Raw genomic sequence first — 24208 nt, 5'->3', positions numbered from 1 at the left:
AGGCAGCCATTTGAGCTGCCGCTAAACGCATGACTGAGGTGCCTGATGGCCTTCTTGAATATCTTGCGAAAACGACTTTTCGGCCTGCTACTGGTTGTGATTGGCGTCTCCGTGATCACCTTTTCGATTTCCCACCTCATTCCCGGTGATCCCGCGCGGCTTATTGCCGGGGATCGAGCCACCGACGCGATCGTGGCCAATATCCGTCATCAGTTGGGGCTGGACTTGCCGCTGTACCAGCAATATGGCCGCTACATGCTCGACCTGCTTCGCGGCGATCTGGGTACCTCAATTCGTACCAGTCGGCCAGTGCTGGAGGATTTGCAGGCGTTTTTTCCTGCCACCCTGGAGTTGGCAATGGCTGCCTTGCTGCTGTCGATCCTGGTCGGCGTGCCGCTGGGCGTACTGTCTGCGGTTTACCACAACCGCCTGATCGATCAGATCGCCCGCACGCTGGCGGTCACCGGTATATCCACTCCGGCGTTCTGGCTGGGTCTGGGCCTGATCGTGTTTTTCTATGGTCACTTGAACTGGTTGCCTGGCAGCGGTCGCCTGGATGACGGATTGGACCCGCCGGTGACAGTCACCGGTTTTTACCTGATTGACTCATTACTGATGGGCGACTGGGCGCTCTTCAGCAATGCGCTGCAGCATCTGATCCTGCCCGCCGTGACGTTGGGTTTCGTCAACCTGGGGGTAGTCGCCCGGCAGATTCGTTCGGCGATGCTTGACCAGTTGGGCGAGGACTACATCCGCACGGCGCGGGCGTATGGTTTATCGAAGTGGTCGGTGATCCTGCGTCATGCACTGCCTAATGCACTTATCCCTTCGGTGACCGTACTTGGCCTGACGCTTGGTGACTTGCTATATGGCGCGGTGCTGACTGAAACAGTATTCGCCTGGCCGGGGATGGGGGCTTACGTGGTCAAGTCCATCGAAGCTCTGGATTTTCCAGCGGTGATGGGCTTCGCAATCGTTGTCTCCTTCATTTATGTGTTGCTCAACATGGTTATCGATCTGCTTTACCGCTTGATCGATCCGCGCATCAGCGAGGTCAACTGACATGACGACACCACTCACTCCCTTGAGTGTCGCACCCGTTGCGCAGACTGCAGGCTGGCGGGACCGGCTGAGCTTTTTACGCTACCAGATCGGGCGCAGCCCGCTGACCATTGCTGGCCTGGCGATCACCTGCATCGTGCTCCTGTGCATGATTTTTGCGCCATGGCTGGCTCCCCATGATCCCAATGCGGTCAATCTCGCCCATCGGCTGGCTGCGCCGTCTGCCCAGTACTGGTTCGGCACCGATGAAGTGGGGCGCGATCTGTTCAGCCGGGTGTTGCATGGCAGCCAGCAATCGGTTGGCGTCGGACTGTTCGTGGCGTTTTCCTCTTGCCTGATCGGCGGCCTGCTGGGCTGTATGTCCGGCGTTATCGGCGGTCGTTTTGACAGCCTGATCATGAGGCTGATGGACATCATGCTTTCGGTGCCTTCACTGGTGCTGATCATGGCCCTGACCGCTGCACTCGGCCCAAGCCTTTTCAACGCGATGCTGGCGATTACGCTGGTACGTATTCCATTTTATGTGCGGTTAGCCCGCGGCCAGGCACTGAGTATCAGGCAGATGGGCTACGTTAAAGCGGCACAGACCTTCGGCGCCGGGCGTTGGCACATTGTGCTCTGGCACGTGGCGCGCAATGCCACGCCGCCCTTGCTGGTGCAACTGAGTCTTGATATCGGCGCAGCCATCCTCATGGCTTCCGCGCTGGGCTTTATCGGTCTTGGCGCACAACAGCCCACGGCCGAGTGGGGCGCAATGGTCGCGACCGGTCGCAAATACATTCTTGATCAGTGGTGGTACTCGACTTTCCCGGGGCTGGCGATCCTTATCACCGCTACGGGCTTCAATTTGCTGGGCGACGGCGTGCGCGACTTGCTCGATCCGCGTCAACAGGGGAAATGATCATGTCGACTCTATCTATTGCAAGCCCGAAGCTTGCGGCTGCACCGGTATTGACGATCGATAACCTGAGCATTGAATTCCCGGCCTATCGCGGCACGGTGAAGGCACTCAACGGCATCACGCTGCAGGTGGATCCGGGGGAGATCGTCGGCGTGATCGGTGAGTCCGGTTCAGGCAAGTCGGTCACTGCCATGCTCAGTATGCGTTTGCTGCCGGAGCGCAGTTACCGTGTCAGCGGCGGCAGTCTGCACATATTGGGTCGTGACATGCTGGCGGCCAAAGAGAAAGACCTGTTGAAGGTACGCGGTCGTGACGCGGCGATGATTTTTCAGGAACCCATGACGGCCCTGAACCCGACCCGGCGTATCGGCCGACAAATGACGGATGTGATCATCCATCACCAGCACGTGAGCAAATCCCAGGCGCGGGCCAGAGCTGTCGAACTGTTGCGTGACATGCACATCGCCGACCCTGAGCAGGTGCTGGAGAGCTACCCGTTCGAGCTTTCCGGCGGGATGCGTCAGCGTGTGATGATCGCTCTGGCGTTTTCTTGCGACCCTCAGCTGCTGATTGCCGACGAGCCCACCACGGCATTGGACGTTACCGTGCAGCGTCAGGTTTTGCTTTTGCTGAGAGAAAAGGCCCGTGAGCGCGGGACGGCAATTTTGCTGATCACCCACGATATGGCGCTGGTTTCTCAGTTTTGTGACCGGGTTTACGTGATGTACACCGGCGCTGTGGTGGAGCAGGGGAATACCGCTGCGGTCATGGCTGATCCGCGTCACCCTTACACCCGCGGTCTGCTCAGCGGCTTGCCTGAGCAGGTGCAGCCAGGGGAGGATTTGATGACGATACCGGGCCAGGTGCCAAATCTTTCTGCGCTGCCCGAAGGGTGTACGTTCCGGGACCGTTGTCCGTCCGCGATGGCCAAGTGCATCGAGCGGCCACCGCTTCAGCCCATCAATGGCCGCGAGCTACGTAAAAGTGCCTGCTGGTTGAGCGAACAGGAGCAAGTTTCATGATCAGTACTGCACGTAAACGCCTGCCTGAAGACAACTCGCCGATTCTTTCCCTTGAAGATGTCCGCGTACATTTCCCAGTGGGCAGCGACTGGCTAGGTCGGGCAAAGGGCGTAGCCCATGCATTGAACGGTATCGATCTTCAGGTTCATGCCGGGGAGACACTGGGTGTGGTGGGGGAGTCCGGGTGCGGCAAAAGCACCCTGGCGCAGCTGTTGATGGGGCTGATCAAACCCACAATGGGTCGCATGGACTGGATTTATAACAATGCCCACGAGTTGGGCAGTAACGTGCAGATTGTTTTTCAGGATCCGCAGTCCTCGCTGGATCCTCGGTTACCGATATGGAAGATCATTACGGAGCCACTGTTCGTCCAGCGTTCAGCGCCGCGACGGGACATGCGTGACATTGCTGCAAAAGTTGCCTCCCAAGTGGGTATTCGTACGGAGTACCTGGACCGTTTCCCGCACCAGTTTTCTGGCGGTCAGCGTCAACGAATTGCCATTGCTCGTGCATTGTCATCCAATCCGGACATCATTGTTCTCGATGAACCCACTTCTGCGCTGGATATTTCGGTACAAGCACAAATTCTTAACCTGCTGGCAGCGTTGCAACGCAGTCGTGATTTGACCTACATCCTGATTTCGCACAACGTCTCAGTGGTACGCCATATGGCCGACCGGGTGGCCGTGATGTACCTGGGCCAAATCGTCGAATTAGGCAGCGCAGCCGAAGTGCTTGAGCGGCCTCAACATCCTTACACTCGTCTGCTTCTGGACGCGGTTCCGCGCCTGGGAGCTCCGCTGGATAACGCATATATTTCGGCGCCTACAGAGTTACCGGGCAACCGTAAACTGCCCTCCGGCTGTTTCTTCCGGGACCGCTGCCCGCAGGCGACAACAGGTTGCGACAGGCCACAGTTGCTGGCCCCCGCGAAAGAGGGGCAGGGGTCAGTCAGGTGTCATCTCATGTCGAGTATTACTTAGACCTGTGCACACTATGTCGCACCTCTACTGAGGTGGATCCAATAATATATTTATCGAGATACTTTCTTTTTACTCGAAGAGTACGTAAAACGCGGCACGGCCTTTGCTAACTTGATCTCAGGCCGTCCCGTTGTAACTCTTTTGTAATGGAAGTATCCGCAATGATGAAAAGTCTGGGTTTCAGCAGAAAGATTCTGCTCGCCGCCGCATTGGTCGTGGTGGTCGCATTTACCTGTTTTATTGTTGTTAACGATTACCGACAACGCCAGACTTTGAAGTCCAACGTTTTTGCCGAGCTTCAACAACTGGGTGGGTTGACGACCCAGAACATTCAGACCTGGCTGGAAAGCCGCACGCAGTTGCTGCAATCCATGGCGCAGCGGGTCTCGGCGGATGGCAAGGCGATTCCGGATCTGCAGCGCTCCATCGGTATCCCGGCTTACACTGATAATTTCCAGCTCAGTTATTTCGGTGGTACTGACGGCGTGATGTTTTCGGTGCCTGCGGGTAACCGGGCGGCAGATTACGATCCCCGCGCGCGTGGCTGGTACAAGGCGGCGCAAAACGCCCCGGGCACTGTTGTGACCGAACCGTACATTGCCGCTTCTTCGGGCAAGTTGGTCGTGACACTGGCGGCGCCGGTCAAGTACCAGAACCAGTTCATCGGCGTTGCTGGTGCTGATATTTCACTCGAGAGTATTACCAAGACCATCAACTCGCTGAACTTCGGCGGGCATGGTTATGCATTCATCGTCAGCGGTGACGGCAAGATTCTGATTCACCCGGACAGCAAACTTATTCTGAAGAACATCAGCGAAGCCTATCCGACCGATACACCGAAGATTACTGCAGGCGTGACTGAAATCGCGTCCGCCGGTAAAGCGGAAATCATGTCGCTGACCAAGGTAGAAGGCGTTTCTTCAGCTAACTGGTATGTGGCGCTGGTACTGGATCAGGATGCGGCCTACGCCATGCTCGGCGAATTCCGTACGTCAGCGATTACTGCGATGGTCATTTCCGTGGTGATCATCATTCTCCTGCTGGGCATGTTGATCAGCGTGCTGATGCAACCGCTGCATCAGATGGGGCGCGCCATGCGTGACATCGCTGATGGGGATGGCGACCTGACCAAGCGTCTGGCTATCACTTCACAGGACGAGTTCGGCGAATTGGCGCAGTCATTCAACCGATTCGTTGAGCGTATTCACGGCTCCATACGCGAGGTGGCTTCCACGGCCGGCCAGTTGGGAGATGTGGCAATGCGCGTGGTGAAGGCTTCCAACTCCTCCATGACCAACTCCGACCAGCAGGCCAATCGCACCGAAAGTGTCGCGGCGGCGATCAACGAGCTGGGTGCGGCTGCCCATGAAATTGCTCAGAACGCGGCACGCACTTCTCAGCAATCTGCCGATGCCAGCCAATTGGCGAGTGATGGTCAGCAAGTTGTACAGCAGACAATCAGCGCGATGAACGAGCTTTCGGCAAAGATCAGCGAGTCCTGCGCGAACATCGAGAACCTGAACGGCAAGACGGTAAATATCGGTCAGATTCTGGAAGTGATCACCAGTATTTCCCAGCAAACCAATCTACTTGCACTGAACGCAGCGATTGAGGCCGCGCGTGCTGGCGAAGCGGGCAGGGGCTTTGCCGTGGTGGCCGACGAGGTGCGCAGCCTGGCACACCGCACTCAGGATTCGGCGCAGCAAGTGAAGAAGATGATCGAGGAACTGCAGATCGGCGCTCGGGAAGCGGTGGTCACCATGACCGAGAGCCAGCGTCAGAGTGAAAGCAGCGTGACCGTCGCCAATCAGGCGGGCGAGCGGTTAAGCAGCGTCACTCGCCGTATCGATGAGATCAACGACATGAACCAGTCTGTAGCCGCTGCGACCGAAGAGCAGACAGCGGTGGTTGAGTCGATCAACGTCGATATTACGCAGATCAACACGCTCAACCAGGAAGGCGTCGACAACCTGAAGCTGACGCTGGATGCCTGCTCGTATCTGGAAGAACAGGCTGCACGGTTGCAGCATCTGGTGGGGACTTTCAGGATTTGATGTGAAGAGTAAGGCTTGAAACCGTGTCGCCGTTATCGCGGGCAAGCACCGCTCCCACATTTGAAATGCAATCCCATGTGGGAGCGGTGCTTGCCGGTGATAAGGGCCACTTGGTCTAACTCAGCAATTCTGCAAACGCTTTGTCCGCCTCCAGCACGGCGGGCAATCCGGCAAACAATGCATCCAGATTGACCCCTTCAGTCAGCGGCCCGACCACCGCCTGTTGCGCCTCTGGTGTAGCGCCGCCGTGGGCTTCGAGCGCATCGGAAACCAGCATCGCCTGGGCCACGATACGCGGCAGGGGCGCATTGCCTGGGGCTTGTAGCGGTTTGGCCTGATACGCGATGGCTTGTTGAATCACCTCGGGCAAATGCCAGCGACGTGCCAGCTCTTCACCCACTTCGGGATAACCAAAACCCAACTGCACCGTTTCATTGGCCGCGCGCCCCGGTGTCCCCGTCTTGCTCGCTGCATTGATACGCTCGGCGACTTCCGGCGCGCCTGTCTGGATCAACAACTCGCCGATGTCATGCATCACACCGCAGGTAAACGCGATCTCCGGATCCACGCCGCTCTGTTTTGCCAGCATCCGGCAGATCCCGGCTACCTGAAAACTCTTCAACCAGAAGCCTTTAAGGTCAAAGCTCGGCCCGGCCTTGAACGCGCCCGTCACCGCCGAAGCCAGCACTAGGGTGCGCAGCGTGTTGAAACCCAGACGCATCGCCGCGTCTTCAATGCTGGATGACTCCCGGGAGCCGCGAAACCGGGCCGAGTTGGCCAGACGGAGGATCTTCGCCGAAATCACCGGATCCTTTTCAATATTGCGAGCAATGCTTTCCAGGCTGGAAGAAGGGCTGTCGAATTGCAGGATCAAATCCTGAGCAACTTTCGGGATGCTGGGGAGGCTATGCAGGTTGGCGAACAGCGTTTCAATACTCATGGAAGACTCACCTATTTTTCCGTCCTGAAACAGAACGATAGGTGATATTGGCGAGCCTGCACGGCTAACGATCGTTAAATGCGTGAAACAGTCAGCAAATCCGGTGTCTCTGATCTGCTTCGTGGGACTGGCTTTAGCCGGGAAGAGGCCGGGACAGACGATGAACCTTCATCGGCAGAAATACCGCCTTCCCGGCTAAAGCCGGTCCCACGTCATCAGTGAGTCCTGTGGGACGATGCCGGCGACTGGTTCTTTCAGACAGACCGCGTCATCGTTCATCGCGAGCAAGCTCGGCTCCCACAAAAAACGCGTTCCAGTTTGGGCGGGAAATAGTTAAACCGTCACCGGCGTAACCAGCTCACCCTCTTCGATGTAACGACTCAGATTGGCGAACACCAGATCGGCCATGGCTTTGCGGGTCTCATAGGTGCCGCTGCCAATGTGCGGGGTCAGGACGACCTGGTCCAGGGCCAGCAACTCGTTCGGTACGTTGGGCTCATCCTCGAACACATCCAGCCCGGCACCGGCGATTTCACCCGCCTGTAGCGAGGCAATCAGAGCCTTTTCGTCCACGACCGTACCGCGTGCAACGTTGATCAGGAAAGAATCCGAACCCAGCGCCTTGAGCACCGAAGCGCTGATCAGCTTTTCGGTATCGGCACCACCCGGCACGATCACCACCAGATAATCGCTGACTTTGGCCAGTTCGTGGAGGTCGGCGTAATGGGTGTAGGACACATCCGGATAAGCCTGGCCGCGACGGAAATAGGCAATGTTCATGTCGAACGCTGCTGCGCGAGTGGCGATGGTTTTGCCGATTTTTCCCAAGCCTACGATGCCGCAGGTCTTGCCCGCCAGATCACGACCCAGCGGGAATTTGCCGTCTGGCCATTTACCTGCCCGTACAAAACGCTCGGCTTCGCTGATCTTGCGGCTCACACAGAGCATCAGCGCGAGTGCAGTTTCCGCGACAGCCTTGTTCAATACATCCGGGGTGTTACTGAATTTGATGCCGCGGCCTGCCAGGTAGTCGGTGTCGATCGCGTCGTAACCCACGCCGAAGCTGGTGACCACTTCAAGATTGGGCAGACGATCCAGCACCTGATTGTCAGTGCCATACACGGCGCTGGTGACGATGGCGCGAATCTTTTCACCGTGGGTGGAGAGCCAAGCCTCCAGGTCCGCGATCTCCCAGCGGTTGTGCACGGTAAAGTCCCGGTCCAGCGCTTCAGTGAGAGAGGCGTGCATCTGGCCCCAGACCAGTACTTCGGCTTTGCTTTGAGTCATAGTGGATCGCTCGTCATTTTATTTTTGAGAAACATGAAGGCATGCTTAGCGTCATATGTCATCGTACAACTTCGCTCTGATCATATACGCATGGTGCCGTCATTCAAGTCTGAATGTTCGATCCGAAGCCTGGCGATGGGTTCAGACAACCTTCTAGCCAACTACTTGCCGACCTTTCGGCCCCGTTTCCAGAATCAACAGCGCGAGCACGATAGCGAGCACGATGCCCCCCAGCAACCACGCCCCGGCAGCCTGAAATATGGGCAGGGTCAAGACGCCGCCCATGGCCATACGGGCAAGCAGGTAACCAAAAACCGGCGTGAGCAGGGCGCTGAAGGTAAAGACCAGGAAGTTGATGGCACCGGTGGCACTGCCTTTAACGTTGTCGGCGTTGACTTCCTTGATGATCGAATAGGGGATCATCGCTGCACCGGAACCAATACCCAACAGCAGCCCGAACAGATAAGGCGGGGCAATTCCGGCAGGCAAATACAGGATCGCCGCGCTGGCGATCAGCATCAGCGATGCGCCACCGATCAATACCGGCTTGCGTCTGCCAATGCGGTCGGAAATATAGCCAAGCAACGGGCAACCAATGACCCAGCCCAGGGGGATCATGCTGCTGCGGTTGACTGCTTCGCCGTAGCTGACCGCGAGACCGTCACGTAGAAACGGCACGCCCCAGATCATGTCGCCAATCGTCGTCGGCAGAAACAACAGGCCCGCCGTGAAACCGCATAGCCAGGACTGCGGATTACTCAGGACCTGCTTGTAGGGCGTCAGCACCGAACCCAGTGAGTTGCTGCTGCCCGCAGGCCTTGGGTCGTGGCCTTTGGGAGTCATGCACAGCACCAGTATGGCGATCACGAACAGGCAACCGGCAGCGATGAACCAGAATTGCTGCCACGGGATAGTCCCGTGAACAATCGGGCCCACGGCGAATTGCCCGGCGAAACCGCCCATCATGCCGAAGCATTGAGTGAAACCGACGGCAGTGGCCAGATACCGGGGCGGGAAGCCATGGGTTGCCAGATATACGGCGCCTATGAAAGCACTGGCCGATCCAGCGCCTTGCAGCAAGCGGCCGATTTGCGCGACTTGCAACTCCCCCAGCCCGAACAACGCCGCGCCCACTGCAACCATCAGGATGCCCGCCGGGATCACGTACTTGGCACCCAGCCTGTCCAGTGCCGCGCCCGCAATGATCGAGAAAATCGAGTAGGTGTAGTAATACAGACCGACCAGCGCACTGACGGCCACCACGTCGCGGCCAAACGCTTCGGTCAACTCCGGCATCATCACCCCCGGCGCGGAACGCAGGGCGTATTGCACAAAGTAGAAGAGGGCGCAGAACAGCCAGGCGATCACGAACCCCATGTGCAGCGGTTCGGAGCGGACGGACAAATGTGCGGCTGACGCAGGAGGCATGAGGATGGCCTTGGTGGAGGGGCAATGGACCTCAGCCTAGACGCTTTTCGTGATCCGAAAGCTGCGCCGGATCAATGGATGGGTATTGAAGCGGCTCGTGCCGTGCTGTTCGTGGCAAACAGGGACCCTGTAGGAGTGAGCTTGCTCGCGATGGCGTCATGCCTGACGGTAATTTATCGACGGACAAATCGAATCGCGAGCAAGCTCACACTTACCAGACAAAATGCAAATTAATGAATTGAAATGCATTTTCTGTAGGAGCTGCCGAAGGCTGCGAAGCATTTCTCCTGATACACCGTGATCGCAGCCTTCGGCAGCTCCTACAGGTCCAATGTTTACTTGAGACAAAAAGTAATGACCAAAAAAAGGCGCTCGCGAGAGCGCCTGAAACACCTTGGTTGCAGAGCGGGAGCTTCCAGGGCGGTGTTGCTAAAACCTCATGCCGCTCTTCACAGAACGCTAAGCGGATACTCGACAATCACCCTGACCTCATCAAGGTCTGACTCGAATGCAGTCGCACGGGTGGTGGCTTGTCGCACGCGCAGTGACAGGTCCTTCAGGTTGCCGGTCTGCACGATGTATTTCGCTTCGATATCCCGCTCCCAGCGTTTCTGATCGGTGAGTGGATTGCCATCCGAATCCCGGCGCATGTAAGTGCTGTTGGCATTGGAGTAGTCGGCATCGGTGCCTTTACCGTAGCGCGTCATGAATGACAGGCCGGGTATCCCGAAAGTTGTCATGTCCAGGTTGTAAGTGACCATCCACGAGCGCTCTTTCGGTGAGTTGAAGTCGCTGTACTGGATAGAGTTCGCCAGGTAGATCGAGTCGGACTGTCTGAGGTAATCGAAGTCGTTGTCGCCTTCATTTCGCTGGTGCGAGAGGGCCAGGGTATGAGCGCCAAACTGGAGGCCGATTTTTGCGCTCCAGATGTCATTGTCGAATTCCCCGAGGAGCTTTTTGCCTTCGTCCGTGGCGTTGTAGTAGTTCAGGCTACCGGTCAGTGCGAGGTCATCCGAGAGCGGCAGCGTGTAAGAGGTCGATGCATACGTCTGATCCCAGGCGTCTTTCAGCCTGCTGGTGTACAGCCCCAGACTCAAGCGGTCGGTGGCATTGTAATCGCCCCCGAAATAGGCGACCCACGGAGCGTTGACCGAACCTGCATAGAACGTGGCGAAGTTGTCGCGCATGCCGCTGGAGGCCGGCTGGCTCATTGAGTGAAGTCGGCCACCCTGAAGGGTTAAACCGCTGATACTTGTGTTGGTCGCTGTCACGCCGCGAAAGCTTTCAGGCAGGAGTCGCGAGTCGCCAAAAGAAACCACCGGGGTTGACGGGAAGACATCTCCGACCTTTACAACAATATCGAATGCTCGGGCTTTCAGTGCGCCGCCGACCTTGCTGTATTCGTCTTCGGCCTCGCCATCACCGTCGACCGGAAGCACATCGAAGGAGCTGCGTCCGCCGTTACGGCCATCGCCTGTATCAAGCTTGATGCCCAGCATGGCAAAGGCGTCGACACCGACGCCAAACGTACCCTGGGTGAAACCCGATTCGAATTTGCCGATAACGCCTTGTGCCCACGCTTCGGAATAGCCATTGCCGGTAGGGCTCGACTCGCCTTTGCGATGGTCGCGGTTCATGTAAAAACTTCGATTGAGTACGGTCAACGTACTGCCTTCGATGAACCCTTCCTTTTGCTCTTCTGCAAAAGCAGCAAGCGGCGTGACACTCGCAAGGGTCGATAAAACGGCCACAGTCATTTTGTTGAGGTGAGTCATAGTCGCTCCGTTCAAATCGGCAGATTTCTTATGTGTCGACCTGGCTTTTTTATAAATTCGAGCGTTGCCAGTGGGCACAATCTTGACGAGTTGAAGATAACGACGAGATGGTTGAAAGATTACAAATGTGCAATGAAGCGTTTATGTTCCCGAGACAGCAAGGGGTTGGTTACTGCTGACAACCTGATGCGACCGGTAACTGTGTTTATTTATTGCATCAGCCTTCGACCCAATGCAGCGAGGCCGGAAGGCTGATATTGCATTCAGCCGGGTGCGTTGGTCGGTGGCTCGCGGTCGGCAGGATGATTGACGCCGTCGCTGGTCTTGATCTGCCCCAGATCATAGGGGTTCACGCCTTCCAGGCAGCCCAGATTAAAGCCGTACTGGTCCGGTGAGGAGCGCCGCTGGTGATGGGTGTAAATCCCGCAGTTACCGCAGAAATAATGCTTCGCTGTGCGGGTATTGAATTGATAGAGCTTGAGCTGGGTCTGGCCCTGAATGACTTTGACACCGTCCAGCGCGACCGACGCAACGATGGCACCTTTGCGGCGACACATCGAACAATCGCAGCGCCGAGGATCGACAATGCCATTGGGTAAATCCAGCTCCAGTACCACCGCGCCGCAGTGGCACGATGCACGATGTTTGGGTTTTATTTCAGTGGGGCCGACTTTCTTGATCACGGGCTGTTCCTCCTGAGGTAATTCAACAGGGTAGCCGTTTAGAGTGGATGGTGCACATGTTGGCCAGCAGACACAGTTTCCGCGAACTCATTTACAAAGAGGCCGGTATACCGCCGGACTTGTGGGAGATTCTATGTCTGTCCGCAAGCTGATTGACGACGTGGGACTGGCTTTAGCCGGGAAGAGGGCGGGGCAGGCGATGAATCGTCATCGCCAGAAATACCGCCTTCCCGGCTAAAGCCGGTCCCACGTCATCAGTGATTCATATCAGGCAGATTGCATCCAGCCTCACCGCGAGCAAACGTCACCCAGCAATGGCAGGCCAGCCAACATATTTTTCAGCGCAAGCGCGTCCCAAGGCAGATGCTCAGCGACACCGATCCCGACCACATCCACGACGTTTGCCACATCGCGCAGCAGGCGCACAACTTGATCCATGGTCATCTTGCCTTGAGCGATCCCTTCAAAGGTGTCATCCGGGACGTTGGGTTGGGCGAATAGCAGTGAACGAAACAGGCTCGGATCCAGCACATCCAGATCAAGGTGGATAGCCAAGTGCCTGACCCCTGTCTCCTTGAGCCATGTCAGCACCGGTTCGCTGGTGTTCGCCAGGTCAGCAGGACTCGCGCTGCGAAGGCCGAGGCGCTTGATGGTGGCGGTTTCGACTTCCATGGTTTGCTGCAGACCGGCATACATGACATTCGCCGGTTTCAGCGGGCGCTTCACTGCCCGGGCAAAGTCCGGGTCCCCCTCGCCCAGCAGGTTACCCAGCACCATGGCGTGCGCGTGCTCGAATTCCTTAGGGGTCAGCACGTCAGGGTGGGCGTCGACCCAAAGCACTGCCAGCTCGCCGTCGTAGCGTTCATTGAGATAAGCAAAGGGGGCAAGGTCGACCAGGCAGTCGCCGCCGAGCACAACCATGCGGTCCGGTTGATGTTTCTCGATCAGTTGCTGCGCATGGCTCAATTGCTCAAGCAAGGCCTGATGAGCAACGATACCGTTTTCGTTTTGCAGCGTTTTGCCATCGGGCTCAGGGACATGCACTTCCTCCACGGGGCCGTTCGCCTCGGGAGCGAGCCATGACAGCAATTGAGCGCCGAAGAAATACGGGGCGTTGTTGCCACCTTGCCACTGCGGGAATAACAGACGTAGGGTTTTATCTGAGGCGTTAGCCATGTGTTCACCATTAGGTTGGCTAAGTTGAATCATTGATTGGTCACAGTTGGCGCGAGCTAAGTCGCGCACTGTTGATAGTGCGCGTGAAAAGAGCAGGCCGCTTTGTCGTACGCGCCAGGTGCTGTGCTCAGAATGCCAAGTGTGATCAGGCTCGATGCAGCAGTTGCTGAGGGGAGATGCCGTAGGCTTGTTTGAACGCCCGGCTGAAGTGCGAGAGGTTACTGAAGCCAAAGCTCAATGCGGCGTCGCTGACGTGCGTGAACGACTTTTTCAGCAGGGCATCATGGCAGGCGGAAAGTCGCTGCTGCCACAGCCAGCGAATGACCGTGGTGCCTTCCGTGGCAAAGAGTCTGTTCAATGTTCTTGGCGACATGTGCACGGCGGAGCAGATGCTTTCCACGCTCATCCCGGTCTGACCAAGATTTGCCAGAATGTGCTGTTTTACTGCGGCAAGCTGCTTGTGCCGGTGTGATACCTGTTTAGGCGTCAGGGAGCCATAAGCTGTTTCGAACGCGCTGGACAACACATCCAGCAGCGCCCCATTGAGCCGGTCGCCGATGGCAGCATCAGGCGTCTCGGCCTTCCACATCTCCAGCAGCATTGATTTTGCGAGCCCGCCCAGCGGCGACTGGCTCTCCAGTGTTCGGCTTAAAAAACCTTCGTAATGAGGAATATGGGACAGCAACAGCGAGCGAGGTACCGCCAGTACTATCTGATCGTCGCCAGCGGGAAGGGTGCAGGTGAAGGGTTGAGCGCTGTCGTATAGGACGATGTCTCCAGGACGTTGAAGCGACGTTCGGCCGGACTGGCTGATGTAAGCCTCGGAGCACAAAGTAAGAGTCAGGAAAAACGTGCCGTTGCCCCGGTCGTCTCGGGGGCGTTTGTACTCCACCGGCAACGATCTGATTCGGCTGAATAACACACTGCCCTTGGTCGCGACGTCCAGTGAGCCATCGAACAGCTCATCTGTTAACTGGCGGTTCGTGGTGGGTGTGTAAGTCGAGCAGACGACATCTTGCCAATAATCGAAACGCTCCTTGGCATCAATGTGTGCAGTGGGAAAGACAATCGCCATGGGGCGCTCCGGTGAATAGGCTGTCAAAACTTTGCAAATCACCGTATCAGATATTCGGCAAAGTGGAGGCATGCGGCAACGTGATGCAACTGGATACGTCTCTGGCTGCGAGGTTTTCCATTGGAACTACAGCAGGCCTCCGTTGATGGTCAGAGGTTCTTTAGTCAAACGATCAGCAGTAGCAAAAATAGAATGGGACGTGGTCGGAAGAAGGATGGCGACCAGTTTGCTCGCTGGTAGCCAGACTGCCAACCAGCAGATTCGGGACTTAGCCCATCTTTTCCGAAGAACTCGGGCACGTGGGCGCGAGCCGCGTCGCTGATCAACTCAGGTCGGTTAATGGCGCGCTAGATGGTAGTCGGCGATACCCCAGCCCCTGCGTGACGTCGATCACAGTGCCCGGCATAACAGCCTTGTTCGCCGGGCTTGCAAGTTCTCTTCTTGATTTCCTTGCCACTGGTTGCCTGCGTGCTTTGGGAGAGTGGGGGCACCCGTTGTGGTAACCCGTGTGCGCGTGTTTGCAGGGAGGGGGGCGTGGGCATAGTCTCGTTCTGAGGGCTTGTGCGTAAACGCATGGATTTGACCAATCATTTGGTTGGATTTGACAAGCAGACAACGTCTTCTTTAGTGGCAGAGATCGATCTTGAGCGCAGTCTAATGCCATGGAAAGCGCAATGGCCGGTACTACTGCGTAAATGCAATTTAAGTCACTCCCTCGTATAGCCGATACAACCAACGACGCCCCTATCAAAGGAATGAGCATGAACCGTTTTATCCTGCCGCTGTTGGCAGCCGTCGCGATAGTGGCTGGGTACCGACCCGTGGAAAGTTGGCTTGAGCGTTATTTGCCGCTGACTTCCGAGGACAAGCTGGTCGCCGCGTTGCCGCTGGGGCCCACCCGCCAGCTACAGATCCAGCGGATTATCGACAGCGCCACACCCAAGGCCAAAACCGGTTTTGGTCTGGAACTGAACTCGCGCCTGAAAATTCGCGCGCTGAGTTGCACGCAGGGTTTCCAGGCTAAGTGGTACCAGAGCCGTGAAGCGATCAACGCGTCGGTGGGCCACAGTCAGTGTCTGGATGACCAAGAGCAGAGCATCACGCAGTGGCTCGGCATTATCGAAGCGGGTCAGCTACTGGCGAAGCCGCCGTTGCGTGAAGCCGTGGGTGAGCCTGTCGGGTTGGTGCAGGTAAAAAGCGGTATTCGCGAGATCAAGTATGCGCGCCAAGCCGCCATCGCATTGCTGGGTAGCGGCAATGATCTCGCAGTGGTCGACCTGCACAGCGGCGAGGTGCTACACCGTGATCCTTGGCAGACCACCCAAGGCACCCTCAGCGAGTTATCCGCCAATGGCCGCCTTTACGCGCGCGACGCAGGGCGGTTGCTGTCGATCGTAGACGCCGCGAGTGGCACTGAAGTGGTACGTATCCCAGACGCCATGGGCCATGCGTTTTTCTGGCTGGATGACCATACAGCGGTTTTCGGCCAGATCAGCAGTGGCGGTGCACAGCTTATCGATTTCGACAGTGGCCAGATCGTTGATCTTGGCATGCCGCGCAGCTGGAACCGGGCGTTGCCAATGCCCGGTAAACCTGACCATTACCTGCTGCTCGGCGGGCAGCATAACGTGGAGATCCAGGTCCTGCGCCAATCGGGGCCAGTCCAGGTGAGGGTCGTCGCTCAGCTCGATGTTGACGGCTACGGCAGGTTCGCGGGGTTGGAAAACAATAATCCCAGTCGCGACGGCACGCGTTACTACGGTATCGACGAAGGGTTGGTATTACTGGACGTATCGCAATTAGCGTTGACTCGGATTGATACCGCACCTTTGCGTTTGACGCGGGTCACCACTACGCCGCAAGTGGGGCAGATCCTGCTCGAAGGTACTGCGCCGGGGCTACGCGCCACTGATGCCCGGCGCTATATCTACGAGGTGGCCAGCCAGACAATCGCTCCGCTGAGCGATCCGCGTTACAAAGCTTCACGTTTGGATTATGTGCCGGCGTTCGATGTCATGGCGCTGGTCGAGGGTAACCGCATCACATTTCATCACGATCTGGCTACCGGCTTGCCACAGCCCCTGGCCTTGTGGCGTGCGCAACTGGCGGAACGTCAAACTGCGCAAGTGGCCCAGGCCCAGCAGATCCAGAGCATCGTTCAACGGGTCGAGTTCGCCCCGCTCAAGGCACTAGCAGCCACAGCTCAAGTCGAAGGGGTCGGTGTGTACGAGGCGGCCGAAGGCGTGCATGGGGGCGGGACGCACGCGCCGGGGACGGTGCAGGTCGAGGTCAAGCCGAGTCGCCAACCGACTGTGCTGGTTCTGTCTTCTTACGAGCCTGTGCGTTGGCGCTTGCTCCTGCAACCCGGCAGCCAGTTGGGGCTGGTGCTCGTATCTGGATATTATCCTTCGATGGTGGAAGGGGCTGGCGACGCTCGGGTCGTGGTCATCGGCGCGGGTTTTGCCTATAGCAAAGGCTCTGGTGAATATCAGGGTTTGAACCAAAACGTAATGCGCTATACGGGCAAGGGGATAGATTTTTTTCAGGGAACGTATTCAGGACGTCGGTTTTCGGTTGGGGGGAGATGATTCATGAGCGCTTACGAAATACCCATGGGGCAAATGGTTCGCGGGCGACGTAACGCTAGCCGGATCATCTATCAGGCCGTCCGTGGCAGCAGCGGTTGCCATGATTTATCGAACTGAGAGTGATCAATCCCGAAAATCCTCAAGCCCTGCTGGTACCTTCAGACGACAGCATTGAGCCGGCCATTGCCCTGCTTGGGCATATGCGATGCTTAAAGACAAACCAATGAATGTGAGCGCTGAAGCAGACCGCCCGGGATTAGCTCTCCCGTAGCCCTCAAGCGAAATGTCTGCTTTGGGTCTTAAGCTGCCTTAACCGAAGGCAGCTAATGGTTAAGAGTGGTTACTGATTGCGCCTACGATCTGCTTGCTTAGTCAACAAAGATGCCAAGTCCAGCGCTAACGCCATAGATAAGCGACAGCGTTCACGAACTGCCGCCGCGCCTGCTCGGAAAGCCAAGGGAAATCTGACTTGAGGCGAGCGTCTGCGAGTAAGCAACTAGCTTCAAGTTCGTTGCTCATCCGCCAGCTTGGGTACTCGATTGCTGCAATCCATACGATGTGCAACATCTCACGTGCATCAGCATCGAGAGAGGTGGATGCTGACAAGACCTCATAAAAACGCCAAGGCTGTTCCCAGCTCTCGAATTTTTCTATTTCCAACACCAATGTTAGGTGCAGTTCCATGGAGGTACCTAAAGCCTAGGTCAGGAAAAGTCATAAGCAAATCCACCGTTGAGCGGCAGAATCATAACTCATTGATCACGTTCGCTCACGTCGGCGGCATCAGAGATCCTCAAGACAGTGCTAAACGGCATGGCGCACTGAACTGAGAAGCAAACGCTGGCACCAGACCTGATCATCTTAGCCGCCTAATCTTGCCTGCAAAGACCGCTATCGGGGCCGACTGCTACCGGTCATGGAGACGCCGTGTGCTGGTCAGGCTCGATACAAACGCTTGGTAAGGTCGGATGCAAATGGGTCGTCAAGTGGAATGTAATTTCCTAACCAGGCTCACGCTGTAGCAACCACTCGCCATCGCCATCCGCTGATATCGTCTAACCGCAATTTTCGTCGCATGCTAATTTGTCTTCGGACTAAAAATACGAGTTCATCAAAGGCTCTTCCCGGTTACGGCCTGATTGGAGATTTCATGACACAAGCAACCCAGCACGGTCTGGCCCTACGCTACGGCGATACAGACTCAACGATTCCCGAGAACTGGAACCCGATTCTCGACCAACTGGTAAACCATCGCAGCGTCCGCGCCTTCAACGACAAGCCGCTGCCAGAAGGGACGCTTGAAGCGTTGATCGCTGCCGCGCAATCGGCGGCAACTTCATCAAATCTGCAAGTCTGGAGCGTGATCGCTGTCCAGGATCCATCTCGCAAAGCGCGCCTTGCGGAGCTTGCTGGTAATCAGGCCTACATTCGCCAGGCCCCGCTGTTTCTGGTCTGGCTCGCCGACCTCTCCAGAGTATCCCGAGTAGCAGCGCGCGCGGGCGTCGAGCTCGAAGCCTTGCCTTATATCGAGAGTCTGTTGTTGGGCACTATCGACGCGTCGCTGGCCGCCCAGAATGCTGTGGTGGCTCTGGAGTCGATGGGGCTCGGTAGCGTCTACATCGGCGCGATACGTAATGACATCAAAAGTGTCGCGAAGGAATTAGAGCTGCCGCCTCAGGTATACCCGGTATTCGGGATGTGCGTGGGTTATCCCGATGCTGAGCGTCCAGCGCAGGTAAAGCCGCGCTTGCCCCAGGCGGCGGTCTTGCACCATGAGCGCTACAGCGCGGAGTCGGAACTGTCCTCTATAGAACAATATGATCAGCGCCTCGGCGCCTTTTATCAGCAGGAGGGTATGAAGGCTGCGGGCTGGTCTGAGCAAGTTGTGAATCGCTTGCGCAGTATTTCCAGCCTGCATGGGCGTGAAGAGTTGGTCAGTGCGCTACAGCAAATGGGCTTCGGCCTGCGCTAGCAGGCCCGGCTCAGTTCGGTGAATCACTCACTTCGCTCGCGGAAAAACCAGCCTGAAAGTCGTGACCCGTTCCAGCTCACTCTCCACCGTCACGCGCCCTTGATGAACAGTCATGATGGAGCGAACAATCGCGAGCCCCAGACCGGTGCCGCCCTGTTGTCGGGAGCGGCTGGCGTGTACGCGGTAAAAGCGGTCGAACAGGCGCGGCAGGTGCTCGGCTTCGATGCCTTCGCCCAGGTTGCTGACGGCCAGAGAGACTTCATTGGCATGGCTGGCGAGGGTGATGGTCACTGTGCTGCCGGGATTGCCGTGACGGATGGCGTTGGAGATCAGATTGGAGATCGCTCGCTGGATCATCAGTCTTTCTCCGAAGGTCTGGGCACTGCCTTGAACCACCAGCGTCATGTTTTTTTCTTCCGCTGACTGATCAAAAAGCTCGGCGACCTTGTTGGCTTCTTCCTCAAGATCCACGGCAGTAAACGTCAATAGCGCCGAGGGTTGGGTCACGCTGGCCAGGAACAGCATCTGGGAGACCATCAATGACAGACGCTCAAGTTCTTCGGTGCATGACTCCAGCGCCTGTTTGTATTCCTCGGGTGGTCGCTCTCGGGACAAGGTGACTTGCGCCTTGCCCATCAGGTTGTTCATGGGTGAGCGCAGTTCATGGGCCAGGTCATCCGAAAATTGCGCCAGTTGCTGAATATCCTCGGCCAGTCGGTTGAGCATCACGTTGACCGCGTGGGCCAGGTCACGGAGTTCGTCAGGGAGTCCGGCAGCTTGCATCCGATGGGACAAATCCCGGGCCGATACCTTGTGCGCGACTTTGCGAAATGCGCGCAAGGGTCTTAACCCGCGATGCACGATCCACCATGCGCAACCGCCAACGAGCAGCAGGATAAGCGGCGAGGCAATGAGTGTGGATTTCACATAGGCGCCGAGTAACAACGCATCGCTTTCTCTGTCGAGCGCGAGCAGCACCAGAACCTTCTGGCCGCCTTTGAGGCGCACGTGTTTGCTGGCAATCAATATCTCGTGACCGGTCGAGGATTCCACTCGTTGGAAATCCCCCCGGCTGTCCTCGCCCAAGGGCACAGGAGGCACCATCTGCTCATCCTGGCCCAGGCTCAGCAGGCGTTTTCTCGGGACGCTCGAGTCGAGGATGGTCAGGGTCAAGTCATCGTGCCCGACAATCTGGTCACGCAGGTGGTGAGGCGCAAGCACCACGTCAGCAACGGAATTGAAGCTCTCTGACAGACTGTGCTCGATTTGCTCCAGCTTTTCCTGCAGACCGTTCCTCGCTCGGAAATCCAGCTGATGGGAAATGGACGCGTAGGCGAACGCTGCCATTACCAATACCAGCACGGCACTCATGGCGGTTACGGCAAGGCCCAGCCGTGTGGAAAGACGCGTGGGTTTCATTCACGCACTTCCAGAACATAGCCGACGCCGCGCAGGGTGTGGATCAGCTTCTGTTCGAAAGGCTCGTCGATTTTCGCCCGCAGACGGCGGATCGAGACTTCGACAACGTTGGTGTCGCAGTCAAAGTTCATGTCCCACACCAGCGATATGATCTGCGTGCGAGACATGACTTCACCGCTGTGACGCATCAACAGGTGGAGCAGGGCGAACTCTTTGGTCGTCAGGTCAATGCGCTGAGTGCCACGAAATGCCCGGTGTCGTCCCTGGTCCAGCTCAAGGTCGCCGACCCGCAGCACTTCGGGCAAACCGGCCTGTTCGCTGCGACGCATCAGGGTCCGAACTCTGGCCAGCAGCTCGGGAAACTCGAACGGCTTCACCAGATAATCATCAGCCCCCATCTCCAGGCCCCGAACCTTCTCTTCGAGACGACCACGGGCTGTGACCATCATGACCCGGGTATTGCTGTTTTTTCTCAGCCGGGTCAACACTTCCCAACCGTCCATTTCGGGCAGGTTAACATCCAGAATGACCAGATCGTAGGTTTGATGCTGAGCCAGATAAAGCCCATCAAGTCCGGTGACGGCCAGGTCCACAACATAGCCACTCTCGGTTAAACCCTGATGCATGTACTCGGCAGTTTTCGGCTCGTCCTCTACAACAAGGATTCGCATATCAGTGTCCTGTATTAATAGGGTGGATAAATGTCGCGGGCTTTGTTGTTTAAAACAGCCTGCTTTCAAACTGCACCACTGCAATAGTGTCCTGGCAGTCCGCAGTTTTGCGCGATCTGTCGAATGTGGGCGGATTCTGGAGTCTGTAGCCACTTCAGGGTCAACCCCGCAGGTGGCTGAATACAGAGATTTTTTTGCCTGCTCTCAATGGAATAAGCTTTAAAGTGTTAGCCCTGTCAACGTTTTAAAAAGCAAGTTTTAAGTTATTGCTGTTTATGTCTTCGGGGGCGGTCATTTCATTGCGTCGCGCAGTGTAATAGCGAGCGACTGCAACTTTCCTTAAATGACAGGATTGTAATTTTTCAGTAATCCTTCTGCTAACTCCCTTTGCATAAAGTCCCCGCATCCAACTCCGCTGAACGCAGCCGGAGTCTGTTCTGGTTATTTGATGGGGTGGTTAGTCATATGCAAAGGCGCGACGGGAGCAGTGCAAACCCGCTCAGGCATAAAGTTTTTTCCTTGGTAACAGACATGAAGCCCACCGTGAAAACCGGTTTGCTTTACGCCCTGTTACTGTCATTCACCGCGCCCGGTATTGCGACTGCTCAAAGCTTGAGCCTGCCTCAGGCCATCGAGGCAGCCTTTGCGGAAAACCCGGACCTCGCCGCCGCACGTTGGGAAATTGGCATCGCCGAGGGTGACAAGCAGCAGGCCGGTCTGATGCCCAACCCGGAGTTGTCCTGGGAGGTCGAGGACACTCGTCGCAACACCAGCACCACCACGGTCATGCTCAGTCAGGCGCTGGAACTGGGCGGCAAGCGCGGTGCCCGCGTTGAAGCGGCCAGCCGATCCCAGGATGCTGCACAGATCGAACTGGAGCGACGGGGCAACGAGCTGCGTGCCGAAGTCGTCCAGGCTTTCTACACCGCAGTGCGTGCGCAAACCGGTCTGGAACTGGCGCGGCAATCCCACACCCTGGCCCAACGCGGCCTGGAAGTAGCCGACGGGCGTGTGCGTGCGGGCAAGTCTTCGCCCGTCGAGGTGACCCGCGCGCAGGTACAACTGGCCGAAACCGACCTGCTGGTGCGCCGCGCCGAAACTCTGAAAGCCAATAGCTACCGGGATCTGGCGCGCACGACAGGCTCGTCCGTTTCTTCGTTTGATCGTCTGGAGTACGCCGAGCTGTCGCCGGGCAAGTCGCCGTCGGCGGCGAGGATGCTCACGGCTATCAATCAATCTGCGGAGCTGCGTCTGGCCCACGCCCAGATTGAGCAGCGTGATGCGGCGTTGGGCTCGGAGCGGGCGCAGCGCATCCCCGACCTCACTGTCAGCATTGGTAGCCAGTACAGCCGCGAAGACCGTGAGCGAGTCAATGTGGTCGGCTTATCGGCACCGCTGCCGCTGTTCAACCGTAATCAGGGCAATGTCCTGGCCGCGTCACGCCGTGCAGACCAGGCCCGTGATTTACGCAACGCGGTAGAACTCAGATTGCGCACCCAGACCCAGGCAGCGCTGGATCAGTGGGCCACCGCCAGTAAAGAAGTCGAGTCCTTCAATCAGGTGATTTTGCCCTCGGCGAAAAGCGCGGTGGATGCTGCGACCCGTGGCTTCGAGATGGGCAAATTCGGCTTTCTCGAAGTTCTCGACGCACAGCGCACGCTGATTGCGGCGCGCAGCCAGTACCTCGAATCGCTGGCCATTGCCACGGACGCCAGAGTGACTGTCGAGCGCATCTACGGCGACATCACCGCGTTTACTGCCAATCCTTAACCCTCACTTTTCGCATTTATCGGGCGCATCGCTGTGTACATCCGTACGTGATCGCCGGGAGCATCCATGGATAACAAACGAAGTATGACCATTGCCCTGGCGGTGGTTGCAATCATTGGTCTGGGCAGCCTGACGCTGGGCAATCAGGGGCTTCCCGTTGCGGCGGAAGCGGCCAGGGACGCGAAGCATGAACACTCCGAAGAGGAAGGGCATGCAGACGAGAAGGGGCACGCGGAAAATGACAGCCACAGCGATGGCAAGGTGGATGAGAAAGGCCACGCTGACGAAGCGCACGGCGAAGAAAGCCATGGTGATGAAGAGCATGGCGAAAAGGGTCACGGTGCTGAAGGGGCCGAAGACTCCCACGAAGAAGAAGGCAAGCTCGAACTCAACGCTGAACAGATCAAGTCAGCTGGCATCGAGCTAGCCGTCGCTGCACCTCGGTCGATGAGCACTTCTGTCACGTTCCCCGGCGAAATTCGCTTTGACGAAGATCGCACCACCCACGTTGTACCGCGGGTCGGCGGGGTGGTGGAAGAGGTTAAGGTCGACCTCGGCCAGTCGGTGAAAAAAGGCCAGGTGCTGGCCGTGATCGCCAGTCAACAAATCTCCGATCAGCGCAGCGAGTTGAATGCGGCACAGCGCCGTCTTGAGCTCGCCCGGTTGACGATGCAACGCGAGAAAAAACTCTGGGAAGACAAGATTTCCGCCGAGCAGGATTATCTGTTGGCGCGTCAGGCGTATCAGGAAGCAGACATCAGCTACGCCAACGGTCGGCAGAAGCTGAGTGCTATCGGTGCCAGTCTGAAATCCTCCGCAGGCAATCGTTATGAGCTGATCGCTCCCTTTGATTCGGTGGTCGTCGAAAAGCACCTGGCCATAGGCGAGGTGGTCAATGACACCACCTCGGCATTCACGCTCTCCGACTTGTCGCGGGTCTGGGCGACCTTTGGCGTGGCGCCCAAGGACTTGAACAAAGTCGTGGTAGGTCGCGCGGTCACCGTCAGCGCACCAGACCTGAATGCCCAGGTCGAGGGCCGCATCAGCTACGTCGGCAATCTGTTGGGCGAGCAAACCCGCGCGGCTGCGGTGCGTGTGGTGCTGGCCAACCCCGAGGGCGCGTGGCGTCCGGGGCTGTTTGTTTCTGTTGATGTGACCGCGGAAAAAGCCAATGCGGCGGTCAGCCTGCCTGAATCTGCCATTCAGTCCGTTGAAGACCAGACTTCGGTGTTCGTGCGAAATACCGAAGGTTTTGAGCTGCGCCCGGTGAAAGTCGGCAGGCGCGATGGCGGTTATGTGGAAATCGTTCAAGGCCTGACGGCGGGCACTCAAGTGGCCGCCGCTGGCAGTTTTATCCTCAAGTCCGAGCTGGGTAAAGGCTCCGCTGAGCACTCCCATTGAT

General features: G+C 57.3%; 19 protein-coding genes and 1 pseudogene. 10 read left to right on the top strand and 10 right to left on the bottom strand.

Going from position 1 to position 24208, the window contains the following annotated elements:
- Nucleotides 1–45 precede the first annotated feature (45 nt).
- The 6 genes and pseudogenes from H8S59_RS01975 to H8S59_RS27215 all read left to right on the top strand — a co-directional run bounded on the left by H8S59_RS01975 (nucleotide 46) and on the right by H8S59_RS27215 (nucleotide 6022).
- A complete protein-coding gene (locus H8S59_RS01975) occupies nucleotides 46–1062 on the top strand; it encodes an ABC transporter permease (RefSeq protein ID WP_095098945.1) in 1017 nt (338 codons plus the stop codon).
- Nucleotide 1063: 1 nt separating this feature from the next.
- Nucleotides 1064–1963 (top strand): D,D-dipeptide ABC transporter permease, encoded by a 900-nt coding sequence (gene ddpC, locus H8S59_RS01970; RefSeq protein ID WP_187520312.1) that lies wholly within the window; start codon nucleotides 1064–1066, stop codon nucleotides 1961–1963.
- A gap of 2 nt (nucleotides 1964–1965) precedes the next feature.
- Nucleotides 1966–2985: an ABC transporter ATP-binding protein gene (locus H8S59_RS01965; RefSeq protein WP_187520311.1), complete on the top strand. Its 1020-nt coding sequence runs from the start codon at nucleotides 1966–1968 to the stop codon at nucleotides 2983–2985.
- Complete coding sequence (locus H8S59_RS01960; RefSeq protein WP_187520310.1) at nucleotides 2982–3968, top strand: oligopeptide/dipeptide ABC transporter ATP-binding protein; 987 nt, start codon at nucleotides 2982–2984, stop codon at nucleotides 3966–3968. The genes H8S59_RS01965 and H8S59_RS01960 overlap by 4 nt, the downstream gene beginning before the upstream one ends.
- 146 nt (nucleotides 3969–4114) lie before the next feature.
- A pseudogene (locus H8S59_RS27220) lies at nucleotides 4115–5164 on the top strand (HAMP domain-containing protein); the annotation flags it as partial.
- Between the two features lie 63 nt (nucleotides 5165–5227).
- Complete coding sequence (locus H8S59_RS27215; RefSeq protein WP_411567055.1) at nucleotides 5228–6022, top strand: methyl-accepting chemotaxis protein; 795 nt, start codon at nucleotides 5228–5230, stop codon at nucleotides 6020–6022.
- Nucleotides 6023–6137: 115 nt separating this feature from the next.
- On the opposite strand, the gene H8S59_RS01950 is transcribed toward H8S59_RS27215, so the two are convergent.
- The 7 genes from H8S59_RS01950 to H8S59_RS01920 all read right to left on the bottom strand — a co-directional run bounded on the left by H8S59_RS01950 (nucleotide 6138) and on the right by H8S59_RS01920 (nucleotide 14386).
- Nucleotides 6138–6962 (bottom strand): HDOD domain-containing protein, encoded by an 825-nt coding sequence (locus tag H8S59_RS01950; protein WP_095098957.1) that lies wholly within the window; start codon nucleotides 6960–6962, stop codon nucleotides 6138–6140.
- A gap of 333 nt (nucleotides 6963–7295) precedes the next feature.
- Entirely contained in the window at nucleotides 7296–8249 is a 954-nt protein-coding gene (locus H8S59_RS01945) for a 2-hydroxyacid dehydrogenase (RefSeq protein WP_187520309.1), read from the bottom strand.
- Between the two features lie 153 nt (nucleotides 8250–8402).
- Nucleotides 8403–9677, bottom strand: coding sequence for an MFS transporter (locus tag H8S59_RS01940; protein ID WP_187520308.1), 1275 nt, complete (start codon nucleotides 9675–9677; stop codon nucleotides 8403–8405).
- Between the two features lie 449 nt (nucleotides 9678–10126).
- A complete protein-coding gene (locus tag H8S59_RS01935) occupies nucleotides 10127–11434 on the bottom strand; it encodes an OprD family porin (protein ID WP_425504540.1) in 1308 nt (435 codons plus the stop codon).
- A gap of 281 nt (nucleotides 11435–11715) precedes the next feature.
- Nucleotides 11716–12135 (bottom strand): GFA family protein, encoded by a 420-nt coding sequence (locus H8S59_RS01930; protein WP_187520306.1) that lies wholly within the window; start codon nucleotides 12133–12135, stop codon nucleotides 11716–11718.
- A gap of 288 nt (nucleotides 12136–12423) precedes the next feature.
- Nucleotides 12424–13311, bottom strand: a complete 888-nt coding sequence (locus tag H8S59_RS01925) for an arginase family protein (protein ID WP_187520305.1) — start codon at nucleotides 13309–13311, stop codon at nucleotides 12424–12426.
- A gap of 145 nt (nucleotides 13312–13456) precedes the next feature.
- Nucleotides 13457–14386, bottom strand: coding sequence for a helix-turn-helix domain-containing protein (locus H8S59_RS01920; protein ID WP_187520304.1), 930 nt, complete (start codon nucleotides 14384–14386; stop codon nucleotides 13457–13459).
- 761 nt (nucleotides 14387–15147) lie between these two features.
- On the opposite strand from H8S59_RS01920, the gene H8S59_RS01915 reads away from it, so the two are divergent.
- Nucleotides 15148–16974: a hypothetical protein gene (locus tag H8S59_RS01915; protein ID WP_187520303.1), complete on the top strand. Its 1827-nt coding sequence runs from the start codon at nucleotides 15148–15150 to the stop codon at nucleotides 16972–16974.
- A 396-nt stretch (nucleotides 16975–17370) separates the two neighbouring features.
- Here H8S59_RS01915 and H8S59_RS01910 read toward each other — a convergent pair whose 3' ends face one another.
- Complete coding sequence (locus tag H8S59_RS01910; RefSeq protein WP_187520302.1) at nucleotides 17371–17658, bottom strand: hypothetical protein; 288 nt, start codon at nucleotides 17656–17658, stop codon at nucleotides 17371–17373.
- 466 nt (nucleotides 17659–18124) lie between these two features.
- On the opposite strand from H8S59_RS01910, the gene nfsA reads away from it, so the two are divergent.
- Nucleotides 18125–18946 carry an oxygen-insensitive NADPH nitroreductase gene (nfsA, locus tag H8S59_RS01905; RefSeq protein WP_187520301.1) on the top strand — a complete coding sequence of 274 codons (822 nt, stop codon included), beginning with the start codon at nucleotides 18125–18127 and terminating at the stop codon, nucleotides 18944–18946.
- A 27-nt stretch (nucleotides 18947–18973) separates the two neighbouring features.
- Here nfsA and H8S59_RS01900 read toward each other — a convergent pair whose 3' ends face one another.
- Nucleotides 18974–20365 (bottom strand): heavy metal sensor histidine kinase, encoded by a 1392-nt coding sequence (locus H8S59_RS01900; RefSeq protein ID WP_187520300.1) that lies wholly within the window; start codon nucleotides 20363–20365, stop codon nucleotides 18974–18976.
- On the bottom strand, nucleotides 20362–21036 hold the full coding sequence (locus tag H8S59_RS01895; protein ID WP_187520299.1) for a heavy metal response regulator transcription factor: 675 nt from the start codon (nucleotides 21034–21036) through the stop codon (nucleotides 20362–20364). Before H8S59_RS01895 ends, H8S59_RS01900 begins: the two co-directional genes overlap by 4 nt.
- Nucleotides 21037–21567: 531 nt before the next feature.
- Here H8S59_RS01895 and H8S59_RS01890 point away from each other — a divergent pair.
- Together H8S59_RS01890 and H8S59_RS01885 are read left to right on the top strand one after the other, a co-directional pair.
- A complete protein-coding gene (locus H8S59_RS01890) occupies nucleotides 21568–22806 on the top strand; it encodes a TolC family protein (RefSeq protein ID WP_187520298.1) in 1239 nt (412 codons plus the stop codon).
- Between the two features lie 66 nt (nucleotides 22807–22872).
- A complete protein-coding gene (locus H8S59_RS01885; protein ID WP_187520297.1) occupies nucleotides 22873–24207 on the top strand; it encodes an efflux RND transporter periplasmic adaptor subunit in 1335 nt (444 codons plus the stop codon).
- The last annotated feature ends 1 nt before the right edge of the window (nucleotide 24208 follow it).

The organism is Pseudomonas folii (genome assembly GCF_014357575.1).
In the GTDB taxonomy this organism is placed as follows: domain Bacteria; phylum Pseudomonadota; class Gammaproteobacteria; order Pseudomonadales; family Pseudomonadaceae; genus Aquipseudomonas; species Aquipseudomonas folii.
This window is presented reverse-complemented; position numbering and strand designations above follow the sequence as displayed.

What these genes read in the sequence shown, in the direction of transcription:
- H8S59_RS01920 (WP_187520304.1), bottom strand. Translation starts at nt 14,386, where the DNA reads ATGGCGATTGTCTTTCCCACTGCACACATTGATGCCAAGGAGCGTTTC.
- H8S59_RS01965 (WP_187520311.1), top strand. Translation starts at nt 1,966, where the DNA reads ATGTCGACTCTATCTATTGCAAGCCCGAAGCTTGCGGCTGCACCGGTA.
- H8S59_RS27215 (WP_411567055.1), top strand. Translation starts at nt 5,228, where the DNA reads ATGCGCGTGGTGAAGGCTTCCAACTCCTCCATGACCAACTCCGACCAG.
- H8S59_RS01910 (WP_187520302.1), bottom strand. Translation starts at nt 17,658, where the DNA reads ATGGAACTGCACCTAACATTGGTGTTGGAAATAGAAAAATTCGAGAGC.
- H8S59_RS01895 (WP_187520299.1), bottom strand. Translation starts at nt 21,036, where the DNA reads ATGCGAATCCTTGTTGTAGAGGACGAGCCGAAAACTGCCGAGTACATG.
- H8S59_RS01925 (WP_187520305.1), bottom strand. Translation starts at nt 13,311, where the DNA reads ATGGCTAACGCCTCAGATAAAACCCTACGTCTGTTATTCCCGCAGTGG.
- ddpC (WP_187520312.1), top strand. Translation starts at nt 1,064, where the DNA reads ATGACGACACCACTCACTCCCTTGAGTGTCGCACCCGTTGCGCAGACT.
- H8S59_RS01900 (WP_187520300.1), bottom strand. Translation starts at nt 20,365, where the DNA reads ATGAAACCCACGCGTCTTTCCACACGGCTGGGCCTTGCCGTAACCGCC.
- H8S59_RS01950 (WP_095098957.1), bottom strand. Translation starts at nt 6,962, where the DNA reads ATGAGTATTGAAACGCTGTTCGCCAACCTGCATAGCCTCCCCAGCATC.
- nfsA (WP_187520301.1), top strand. Translation starts at nt 18,125, where the DNA reads ATGACACAAGCAACCCAGCACGGTCTGGCCCTACGCTACGGCGATACA.
- H8S59_RS01960 (WP_187520310.1), top strand. Translation starts at nt 2,982, where the DNA reads ATGATCAGTACTGCACGTAAACGCCTGCCTGAAGACAACTCGCCGATT.
- H8S59_RS01975 (WP_095098945.1), top strand. Translation starts at nt 46, where the DNA reads ATGGCCTTCTTGAATATCTTGCGAAAACGACTTTTCGGCCTGCTACTG.
- H8S59_RS01890 (WP_187520298.1), top strand. Translation starts at nt 21,568, where the DNA reads ATGAAGCCCACCGTGAAAACCGGTTTGCTTTACGCCCTGTTACTGTCA.
- H8S59_RS01915 (WP_187520303.1), top strand. Translation starts at nt 15,148, where the DNA reads ATGAACCGTTTTATCCTGCCGCTGTTGGCAGCCGTCGCGATAGTGGCT.
- H8S59_RS01885 (WP_187520297.1), top strand. Translation starts at nt 22,873, where the DNA reads ATGGATAACAAACGAAGTATGACCATTGCCCTGGCGGTGGTTGCAATC.
- H8S59_RS01945 (WP_187520309.1), bottom strand. Translation starts at nt 8,249, where the DNA reads ATGACTCAAAGCAAAGCCGAAGTACTGGTCTGGGGCCAGATGCACGCC.
- H8S59_RS01940 (WP_187520308.1), bottom strand. Translation starts at nt 9,677, where the DNA reads ATGCCTCCTGCGTCAGCCGCACATTTGTCCGTCCGCTCCGAACCGCTG.
- H8S59_RS01935 (WP_425504540.1), bottom strand. Translation starts at nt 11,434, where the DNA reads ATGACTGTGGCCGTTTTATCGACCCTTGCGAGTGTCACGCCGCTTGCT.